Source organism: Corallococcus terminator, from assembly GCF_003611635.1.
Taxonomy (GTDB): Bacteria; Myxococcota; Myxococcia; order Myxococcales; family Myxococcaceae; genus Corallococcus; species Corallococcus terminator.
On sequence record NZ_RAVZ01000070.1, the window covers coordinates 23509 to 32443 of the forward strand.

Sequence of the window (8935 nt, forward strand, 5' to 3'; positions counted from 1 at the left end):
GGGTGGGTAGACTCCGGGGCCATGCGCTTCCAGCCACCGTGGGGTGGGGCCTTCCGGCTCGACACCTTCTTCCACCGCACTCCCGAGGCCCTGCCCGAGGAGACGATGGCCTCCATCCGTGCAGCCATCCTGGGCTCGTCGCTCCTGGGGGAGTCGAACCTGTCGGACCAGTTCTCCGGCACGTACGGCTTTTCGCTGACGTTCCGCCGGGAGGCCCTTCCGGACGTGACGCGGCGCTTTCCCGCGTTCGCGCCGTACCTGGCGAAGACGCTGCTGCCGGAGTGCAACGCCTTCCTGCTCAACCCGCTGCTGGTGGGAGAGGGCCGGGGGGTCTCCGCGCACATCGACCGGAGTCTTGAATTCTACGGTCCCAGTATCGGGTGCCCGGTGGCGGTGAGCGTGCTGTATGTCCAGGTTCCGAAGGAACTCCGGGGCGGGGCGCTGCGGCTGTACCACCGGGGAGGTCGGGTGGCGGAACTGACGCCGCAGGAGCGCGCGCTGGTGATGTTCCGGGGTGACCTGATGCATGAGGTGGAGGCCATCTCCTCCGGCGCGAAGGGGCTGGAGGATTCGCGCATCAGCCTGGTGGTGGAGCAGTACCGGGCACCGGAGGCGGAGCTCTCCCGCGTGCCCCGGTTCGAGCTGCGCACGCGCTCGGGGGCCCAGGCGTGAGCGACCTTCTTCTGGAGTGGACGCTGCCGGTGTCTCCGGAGGCGGTGTTCCCCGCGTTCGACCAACCCTCGCTCATCCGCCGCTGGTTCGGCGCGCCGCCGGGCTGTCACCGCACGCACGCGCCGGATCCCGGCGCCCTGGGACAGCCCTACCGGGTGATGCTGCGTGACGCCCTGGGTCGTGCGTTCGCGCAGGTGGGCTGCCTCGTGGAGGCCGAGCCGCCAAGGTCGTTGGCGCTTGAAATGGATTGGGAGGGCGGGCCGGTGCCGTCAGGACGCACCCGGGCGGAGTTGACCTTCCACCCCACCGACGATGGGGGCACGCGGGTCCAGGTGCGTCAGGGGCCGTTCGTGGAGGACGCGGCCCGCGACGCGCACCGGGCCTACTGGGAGGCGTGCCTGGGGCGGCTTTCGCGCGTGGTGACGGGCGAAGCGGTGCCGTGCTTCGAGGAGTTCTGGGAGGAGTCGCGCGGCTACGTGGGGCCGCTGGGCGCGGCGGCGTACGCGGTGCTGGCGGGCCTGCGCGAGGCGGGCGCGCCCCCGGAGGCGGTGTCCCAGGTGGAGGACGTGCTCTACACGCACCTGACGCGACTGCGCGAGGACACTGCGGAGGTGCTGGGCGCGGTGCTCCAGTCGCGGGTGGAGGGCGGCGCGAGCTGACGGTGCGCGCGGTGGTTACGGCGGGCAGGGCGTCTGGCTGTCGTTGCCAATGATGCTGAGCTCGAAGGGCGAACCGGAGTAGGCGAGGTCCGCCAGTTGTTGCACGCGGCAGGTGGGCAGCAGGGGGTTGTTCTCCACGGAGAACCCCTGCTCCACCGCGAGCAGCGACTCCAGGCCCAGGCCGGTGAGGCTGGGGTTGTCCGTGAGCTTGAGGAACTGGAGGTAGCGCAGGTCGCTGAGTCGGGACAGCTCCAGCAGGTCCCGGTTGTAGCGGACTGACAGGCGCTCCAGTCGCATCAGGGATCCGAAGCCGCCCAGGTCGGTGAGCATCGGGTTGCTCTCCACGGTGAGGATCTGGACGGAGTCCAGCTTCGGCAGGTCCGCCACCTTGCGCAGCAGGGCGTTGTTGCTCAGCCAGAACGACTCCGACACGGTCCGCAGCTCGGGCATGCCGCCCGCGGACTCCAGCGAGGCGTTGTCCCCGATGAGCACCGAGCCCACGCGGACGAGCCGGGGGAAGCCCGCCGTCGTCTTGAGCGCCGCGTTCTTGATGATGGAGACGGAGGCCGCGCTCTGGAGGCTGTTCAATCCCTGCAGGCTGGTCAGCGCCGCGTTGTTGAAGATGGACAGGTGTTCGACGGTGCGCAGCGAGGACAGCCCGGAGAGCGACTCCAGCGCCGCGCCATGGGCCACCGAGGCGCTGTAGGTGGATTCGAGCAGGGGCAGGTCCAGGCCGCGCAGCCGCGGATTCGACTGCACGTTCAATCCAAGAGAGAGGCTGGTGACGTAGGGGAACTCGAAGGTCTCCACCAGGGCGTTGTCCGACACGGTGAGCTCACCGTTGGGCGCGAGCGCACGCAGTCCTGCGAGCGAGGCAAGCTGGGGATGGTCCCTCACCACCAGCGCCCGGTCCACGTAGACCTGGTGCCCGTCCGGGTCGCCGAGGGTGGCCGTGGTGAGCCCCGCGTTGAGCTCCATCCACACATCCCGGGCGAAGCGCAGTCCGGGCAGGTCGACGCGGTCCAACTGGGGGTTGGTCTGGATGGACAGGGAGCCCACGACGACGGACAGCTCCGGCAGGATGAGCTCCGACAAGGTCGCGCTGTTGATGATCAGATCGCCGTTCACGCGGGTGACGCCCTGGAGGGCCGCGAGGTCCGACGCGTCGCGCACCACGTAGGTGCCCTCATGGACGCGCGTGGGCCGGCACAAGATGAGGGAGATGGTGGGCTCCGTGGCGATGTCCTGCTGCCCGTTGCCATTCAGGTCGCCAAAGGCGGACACCCGCGTGCCCGGTCTTCCGCAGGTGCCTCCCGCCGGCTCGGGCTGGACCTGGGGATGGATCCGCGAACTGTCCAGGTCGCAGAAGTAATGGGAGGCCTGGACCTCGGAGGTGTCGAGCACGCCGTTGTTGTCCACGTCCTCGCCCGCTTCCAGCACACCCCCCTTGAGCGACGGGCAGGCGGCTGTGTCCGTCACGGCGTGGATGCGCGAGCGCACGGGCGCGGTGCTCAGGCACGCATGGACCTCGCGGGTGACCTCGTCGTCGTCCAGCGTGGTGTTGCCGTTCGAATCGAGGCCCACCCGTGTCACCTGCCCGCCCTCCGGACACTCGGTGCCGGGAGCGAGCCACGCGGTCCGGACCACCACCTGCGGGGTCGTGGGGTTGGCGGTGGGCGCCCGGTCGCAGGCGTACTCGGTGGAGGTGACCTCGTCGGCCCCTAGCGCTCCGTCCTCGTTCAGGTCGAGCCCCGTCTGGAGGGCCTGGCCTCCATGGGGACACGCGGCGCCCGGCGGCTCCGGGAGGATGCGCGAGCGGGCAGGGTGCTGCGGGGCGAACGCGGAGAAGTCGAGCGGAGCGCAGCCTCCCGCCAGCAGGGGGAGGGCCACCCAGATGCTCCATGTCCACCGCATGCGTCACGTCTCCTGAGGGCCTGGCTCGCTCGCAACGCCGCGACGATACCGGGCCCGGTCCTTGTCATACGAGGGCAGGGGTTATTTCGGGTCGTCGGCGTCCCCATCCGACAGGCGAACAGTTGACAGGTTCCTGTCGAATTGACAGGATCCTGTCCATGTCGTCACTTCAAAAGGAAGCCGCCGCCTTCACCGACCTCATCCTGGAGGTGTTCCAGTTGAACGGACTGCTGCTCCAGGCCGGAGACCGGCTGAGTGCTCCGGCGGGACTGACGAGCGCGCGCTGGCAGGTGTTGGGCGTCATCGACCACGGGCCCGCCACGGTGGCGGCGGTGGCGCGCACCATGGGGCTTGCCCGGCAGAGCGTGCAGCAGACGGCGGATGCGCTCGTGGATGACGGCTTCGTGGCCTACGTCGACAACCCCCATCACCAGCGCGCGAAGCTGCTCTCGCTGACGACGGCGGGCCGTCGCGCCCTGCGCAAGGTGGAGGCCGCGCATGCCGCGTGGGCGAACCGGCTGGGGGCAAGCCTTGCTCCGGGGCTGCTGGCCGCGGCGCTCGAAGGTGTGCGCGCAGCGCGACTGCGGCTCGAAAAGGACCTCACCCCGGAGGAGGGCGCCCGTGAAACATGACTCCTGTATTCCATTGCTCCCGTGCGTCGCCATTGAGCCGACGTTGGAGTTCTACCGCCTCCTGGGCTTCGAGGTGACGTACCAGCAGCGCAACCCGAATCCCTACGCGGCCACCCGGCGCGGCGGTGCCCACCTGCACTTCTTCGGGCTGAAGGGACTGGATCCCCAGACGGCCTTCAGCAGTTGCCTGGTCATCGTGGAGGAGGTGGAGGCGCTGCACGCGACCTTCGCGGAGGCGCTGCGAAAGGCCTACGGCCGGATTCCCCTCAAGGGTCTGCCGCGCGTGACGCGCATGAAGAAGGGGCAGACGCGTTTCACCGTCGTGGACCCGTCGGGCAACTCGGTGATGTTCATCCGGCGCGATGAGTCTTCGGGCCATGGAGACGAGGAGGCACAGCCGGTGTCGCTCCTGGCCAAGGCGCTGAAGACGGCCCGCCGCCTGCGGGACTTCAAGAACGACGACGTCGCGGCGGCGAAGGTCCTGGAGGTCGCGCTGAAGAAGGCGGACGCCGGAACGGTGGAGGAGCGGGGCCAGGCGCTCGCGGCGCGGGCCGAACTGGCCGTGGCCCTGGGGGATGTGCCCCGCGCCCGGGAGCTGGCGCGGGACATCGATGCCCTCGCGCTTCCGGCGTCAGCGCGTGAGGCGCTCCGGGCGGAGCTGGACGCCATCGCGCCGCTCGCCCGGACGCAGGAGTAGCAGGCCGCTCAGGACGCCATCGCCTCCGGAGTGGCGTGGGCGTCCTCCAGGGGGACGTGGGCCTCCGCGTCCTTGGTCTTCGCGATGCGCTCATCCAGCTCCGCGCACAGGTGTTCGAAGACCTCCTTGTTGAGCGTGCCCTTCTGGTAGGCGTCGAAGAGGGCGTCCTTCTCCACGATGAGGACGCGGCGGGCGGCCTCCTGGTGCTCCTCCTCGTGGAAGCGCGTGGACTGCTGCTTGAGCGCGGCGAGCTCCTGCTCCACCGCCAGGGCCTTCTCCTGGTATTCGCGCTCCATGGGCTCCAGCACGTCCACGGGGATTTCGCGCGAGCGGCGCATGGCCTCCAGCGAAGCGATGGCGGCGTGGATGGCGCCCAGTCGGCCGCGGGCCAGCTCGTACTTCTCCTGGTAGATGTCCTTGATGCCGGTGATGCCCAGGCGCTTGAGGAGCGGGGCGACGGTGAGGCCCTGGAAGATGATGGAGAGCACCACCACGCCGAACGTCATGTTCACCAGCATCTCCCGGTGGGCGAAGTCCGCCGGAAGACCGAGCACCAGCACCATGGACACCGCGCCCCGCAGGCCGCTCCAGGTGAGCACCGCGCTCCAGCTCCACGGCAGCCGCTCCGACGTGAAGCGCAGCAGGCCGGACACGCCGTAGACGACCACCGCGCGGCCCACGACCACCGCGCCGTACGCGAGCAGGATGGGCTGCCACGACGCCAGCAGCGACGTGAGCTGCACCTCCAGGCCGATGAGCAGGAACACCACCGAGTTGAGCGCGAACGCCAGGTACTCCCAGAAGCTCTCCACCGCGACGCGCGTGGTGGGGCTCATGCTCAGCCGGGCCGCCCAGTTGCCGCACAGCATGCCGGCCACCACCGTGGCGATAACGCCCGAGTAGTGGAAGTGTTCGGCCACCACGAAGGAACCGTACGCGGCGATCATGGTGAGGGTGATCTCCACCATCGCGTCGTCCACGCGCTGCATGACCTGCGCGACCACGAAGCCCACCGCCGCGCCGATGACGACGCCCATGCCGGCGATCTTGATGAAGTCCCAGGTCGCCCCGCCCACGGTGAACTTCTCCCCGTTGGCCACGCTCACGACGAGCATGAACAGCACCACGGCGGTGCCGTCATTGAGCAGGCTTTCGCCCTCCACCAGGATGGCCAGTCGCTTGGGCGCGCCCAGCGCCTTGAACAGGCCCACCACCGCGATGGGGTCCGTGGACACGATGAGCGACGCGAACACCATCGCGTGGATGAGGCCGAAGCCCTCCAGGTAGTTCATCCCCTTCATCGCCGGCGACAGCAGCAGCGCCGTGAGTCCCATGGACGCCACCACGCCGGGAATCGCCAGCGAGGTGATGGTCAGCTTGTTCTTCCAGAACTTGCGGAAGTCGACGTGGAAGGCCGCCTCGAACAGCAGGCCCGGCAGCAACACGGCGAACAGCAATTCCTTCGTCAGGTGCGGCGGCTCGAAGATGTGCACCACGCCCAGGCCGAGGCCCGCCAGCACCAGCGCCACCGTGTACGGAAACTTGAAGTAGCGCGCCGCGATCGCCACCGCGGTCGCGATGGAGAAGAGCAGCACGAAGGCCGATTCAAAGTGCATGAAGCCCCAACCCGTTTGTGCTCAAAAAGCGCGCAGACTACCCCGCGCACTGGGCGCGTGAGGAGCCCCCACGGGTGAAAAACGAGAGGGCGGCCGAGCGGGCCCCGGGGTGGTCCGCACCCTGGACGCGAGATGCGAGACAGGGACGGCGGCTGCCATCCATGGACGGTGCGAGGCCCCCCGCCGCCCTGTCTGTGCCTCGCGCCGCGGAGGGCCCCGTGCATTGTGGAGCGCTGGACGGCCGGGCGTCGGACGGCCGGACGTCGCGAGGAGGATGCGTTGTGACGCTCCCGTCCGACGGCTAGAAGCCAGAGGATGATGGACCTCTTCCTGATGTCTCCTCCGGGGCGGAGCTGGGCCCTGCGAGGCCGCGCGAACTTCCGCAGCCGCGAGGCCGCGCCGGCGGATGCACGTGGCGCGAGGCGGGAATGGCTGACGCTGGCGCGGCACATCGAGGCGCGCGGAGGCACGGTGGTGGCGCTGCCTTCGCCCTCGGACGTGCTGACGGGCATGCCCTATTCGGCCGAGTGCGGTCAGGTGGTGGCCCGCGAAGGGCAGGCCCCGTTGTTCCTCCTGCCCCGGATGATGAGCGCGCACCGCTTCGCGGAACGCGACCACTGGGCGCCGCTGGCCCGGCGCATGGGCATGGAGGTGGTGGAGCCGGGCCCGGGCGTCTGGGAGGCGCACGGGGACGTGGCGACGTTCGACGGCGTGACGCTGCTGTTCTGGGGCGGTCGCACCACGTGGGAGGGATTGGAGGCCGCGGCGCGACACTTCCCCGGCGAGGTGCTGCGCTTGCAGGTGCGCGAGCCCGCGTTCCACGGGAACATGGCGGTGCTGCCGCTGCCCGCGGTGGACCGGTTGCTGGTGTGTCCGGACGTGATGGCGCCGGAGTCGGTGGCGCTCCTGGAGCAGCGCTTCGGCGAGAACCGGCTGGTGCGGGTGACGGAGGCGGACATCCGCCGTTATGCGACCAACGGGCTGCCCCTGGGCAGGGATCTGCTCGCGCCCACGGTGATGCCCCCGCACGTGGTGGACCTGGTGCAGGGGTTGGGCATGCGCGTGGTGCCCATGCCGATGCCGGAGTTGACGGAGAAGGGCGGCGGCTCGTCGCGGTGTCTGGTGTCGCGCGCGTCGGTGGATGCGGGCCGCATCCAGCTTCCCGCCGAGTACCGGTTGGACGCCGTGGCGAAGGACATCGAAGCCGATGGCGGGTGAACTCGCGCCGCTGGCCCAGGCCTTCTTCGCGGCGAACCCGGAGCTGTCATTGCAGGCGCTGGGCTCCGGCGTGCACGTGCCATCGTTGGACCTGGCACCCGCCGGCATCCCGGTGACGCACCTGCTGGCCGAGCACAACGCGGAGCTGGCGCGGCAGTACCTCACGCTCAACCAGCTCGCCTTCGGTGGCATCGGCGTGCCGCGCTGGGTGCTGTCGGATTTGTACCTGCTGCCCGGCGCCATCGGATTGCTGCGCTGTCCCGCGCGGCTGTTGAAGGCGCCCGCGCGCGAGCGATTGCTGCTGGCGGACGAGGAGCTGGCCATCGGCGCGGCCTGCTACGTGGCGCCGTCGCTGACGCCGGGCCTGTTCGTGGGCGTGTCGCTGTTCAGCTTCCTGCCGGGGCGGGGCGCGTCGTCCTGGGTGAAGACGCTCACGCTGGGCATGGTGCGAGCGAAGCGGCTGCGCGGCGTCACCCAGTGGGACAACCCCGCGGTGCGCGTGCACACGCGACTGGGGCCCATGCGGCTCGTTGGACGTGTACCCGGTGGACACGACTACGACGAGCGCACCTTCGTCTATGAGACCGACCTCGGCGACGAGGCTCGCGTCGCCCAGGCGATGTCGCGCGGCGAGGAGCAGGCTCCCGCCACGCGCATCCCCGTCACGGACCTGGCGGCGCTGGGCTCACTGCTGGACCGCGCGGAAGCGGGGGCCCGGTTGGAGCTCGTGCCTCCCGGCCAGGACGCGGGCCACGTGCTGGTGCGCGAGCTGCACGGTTAGGCCGGGGCCGGGGCGCTCGGGAATTCGTCGTCCTGTTCCAGGGCCTTGCGCAGGGCGCTGGCGCCGTCTTTGACGATGGGCGCGCCGTGCGCGAAGCAGACGGTTTCGATGGGCAGGTGGTCCAGGATTCGCTGGATGCTGGAGCGGGTGCGCAGGGGTTCGTCCTGGTATTCGCCGGGGACGAAGCCGGGCGTGCCCCTGCCTTTGCGCGACAGCAGGTCGGAGATGAAGATGACCGCGTGCGGGCTCTTCTGCATCCAGAGCGTGTACATGGCCTCGGTGGGGCCGGGCGTCTGGAAGGTGTTGAGGCCGCCGGGCAGCGTGTGGCCGGCCACGTATTCGAAGTCTGGCTTCTCCTCCAGGCCCTGGGCGCCTTCCGGAGCCCAGACGGGGATGCCGAACGCCTTGCGCATTCGCCACGCGGAGCGCTGGTGATTGCCCGCGGTGATGACGATGGCTTCGAGGTTGCCCAGCTTGCGCAGGGCCTTCTCGTCGATGGGCAACGGGTCGATGAGGGTGACGGTGCCGTCCTCATCCACCACCGCGTACGCGTCGCTGCGAATGCCGCCGAGCCGGTCATCCTCGACCGTCCAGTGATGCACTCCCGGGACGACCTCATCCGTCTTCTTCGCCTGGGCCTTGGGCTCACTCATGCGGGCAAATCTAGGCACCGATGACGGGATGACACGGGCGCCCGCCCCTCTGCCCGCATGAGTGAGCCCAAGGCCCAGGCGAAGAAGACGGAT

Annotated in this window: 9 protein-coding genes; 6 read left to right on the forward strand and 3 right to left on the reverse strand. The window is 69.7% G+C overall.

Going from position 1 to position 8935, the window contains the following annotated elements; translation table 11 throughout:
• Positions 1-21: 21 nt before the first annotated feature.
• Together D7V88_RS13030 and D7V88_RS13035 are read left to right on the forward strand one after the other, a co-directional pair.
• Positions 22-672 (forward strand): 2OG-Fe(II) oxygenase, encoded by a 651-nt coding sequence (locus tag D7V88_RS13030; protein ID WP_120540961.1) that lies wholly within the window; start codon positions 22-24, stop codon positions 670-672.
• Positions 669-1331 carry an SRPBCC family protein gene (locus tag D7V88_RS13035; protein WP_120540962.1) on the forward strand — a complete coding sequence of 221 codons (663 nt, stop codon included), beginning with the start codon at positions 669-671 and terminating at the stop codon, positions 1329-1331. Before D7V88_RS13030 ends, D7V88_RS13035 begins: the two co-directional genes overlap by 4 nt.
• Positions 1332-1346: 15 nt before the next feature.
• Here D7V88_RS13035 and D7V88_RS13040 read toward each other — a convergent pair whose 3' ends face one another.
• Positions 1347-3245 (reverse strand): DUF7151 family protein, encoded by a 1899-nt coding sequence (locus tag D7V88_RS13040; RefSeq protein ID WP_120540963.1) that lies wholly within the window; start codon positions 3243-3245, stop codon positions 1347-1349.
• A 158-nt stretch (positions 3246-3403) separates the two neighbouring features.
• Here D7V88_RS13040 and D7V88_RS13045 point away from each other — a divergent pair, with 158 nt between their 5' ends.
• A complete protein-coding gene (locus D7V88_RS13045; protein ID WP_120540964.1) occupies positions 3404-3877 on the forward strand; it encodes a MarR family winged helix-turn-helix transcriptional regulator in 474 nt (157 codons plus the stop codon).
• Positions 3867-4574, forward strand: coding sequence for a bleomycin resistance protein (locus tag D7V88_RS13050; RefSeq protein ID WP_147448713.1), 708 nt, complete (start codon positions 3867-3869; stop codon positions 4572-4574). The genes D7V88_RS13045 and D7V88_RS13050 overlap by 11 nt, the downstream gene beginning before the upstream one ends.
• A gap of 8 nt (positions 4575-4582) precedes the next feature.
• Here D7V88_RS13050 and D7V88_RS13055 read toward each other — a convergent pair whose 3' ends face one another.
• The gene (locus tag D7V88_RS13055) at positions 4583-6190 is read right to left on the reverse strand and encodes a Na+/H+ antiporter (protein ID WP_120540966.1); all 1608 of its coding nucleotides are present in this window, start codon (positions 6188-6190) and stop codon (positions 4583-4585) included.
• 315 nt (positions 6191-6505) lie between these two features.
• On the opposite strand from D7V88_RS13055, the gene D7V88_RS13060 reads away from it, so the two are divergent.
• Together D7V88_RS13060 and D7V88_RS13065 are read left to right on the forward strand one after the other, a co-directional pair.
• On the forward strand, positions 6506-7408 hold the full coding sequence (locus tag D7V88_RS13060; RefSeq protein ID WP_244238120.1) for a dimethylarginine dimethylaminohydrolase family protein: 903 nt from the start codon (positions 6506-6508) through the stop codon (positions 7406-7408).
• Positions 7398-8189: a hypothetical protein gene (locus D7V88_RS13065; RefSeq protein WP_120540967.1), complete on the forward strand. Its 792-nt coding sequence runs from the start codon at positions 7398-7400 to the stop codon at positions 8187-8189. Before D7V88_RS13060 ends, D7V88_RS13065 begins: the two co-directional genes overlap by 11 nt.
• Here D7V88_RS13065 and D7V88_RS13070 read toward each other — a convergent pair.
• Positions 8186-8842, reverse strand: a complete 657-nt coding sequence (locus tag D7V88_RS13070; RefSeq protein ID WP_208726264.1) for an MBL fold metallo-hydrolase — start codon at positions 8840-8842, stop codon at positions 8186-8188. The genes D7V88_RS13065 and D7V88_RS13070 overlap by 4 nt on opposite strands.
• Between the last annotated feature and the right edge of the window lie 93 nt (positions 8843-8935).

Coding starts and splice junctions, on each gene's coding strand:
- D7V88_RS13030 (WP_120540961.1), top strand. CDS start 22: ATGCGCTTCCAGCCACCGTGGGGTGGGGCCTTCCGGCTCGACACCTTC.
- D7V88_RS13040 (WP_120540963.1), bottom strand. CDS start 3,245: ATGCGGTGGACATGGAGCATCTGGGTGGCCCTCCCCCTGCTGGCGGGA.
- D7V88_RS13045 (WP_120540964.1), top strand. CDS start 3,404: ATGTCGTCACTTCAAAAGGAAGCCGCCGCCTTCACCGACCTCATCCTG.
- D7V88_RS13055 (WP_120540966.1), bottom strand. CDS start 6,190: ATGCACTTTGAATCGGCCTTCGTGCTGCTCTTCTCCATCGCGACCGCG.
- D7V88_RS13060 (WP_244238120.1), top strand. CDS start 6,506: ATGATGGACCTCTTCCTGATGTCTCCTCCGGGGCGGAGCTGGGCCCTG.
- D7V88_RS13065 (WP_120540967.1), top strand. CDS start 7,398: ATGGCGGGTGAACTCGCGCCGCTGGCCCAGGCCTTCTTCGCGGCGAAC.
- D7V88_RS13070 (WP_208726264.1), bottom strand. CDS start 8,842: ATGAGTGAGCCCAAGGCCCAGGCGAAGAAGACGGATGAGGTCGTCCCG.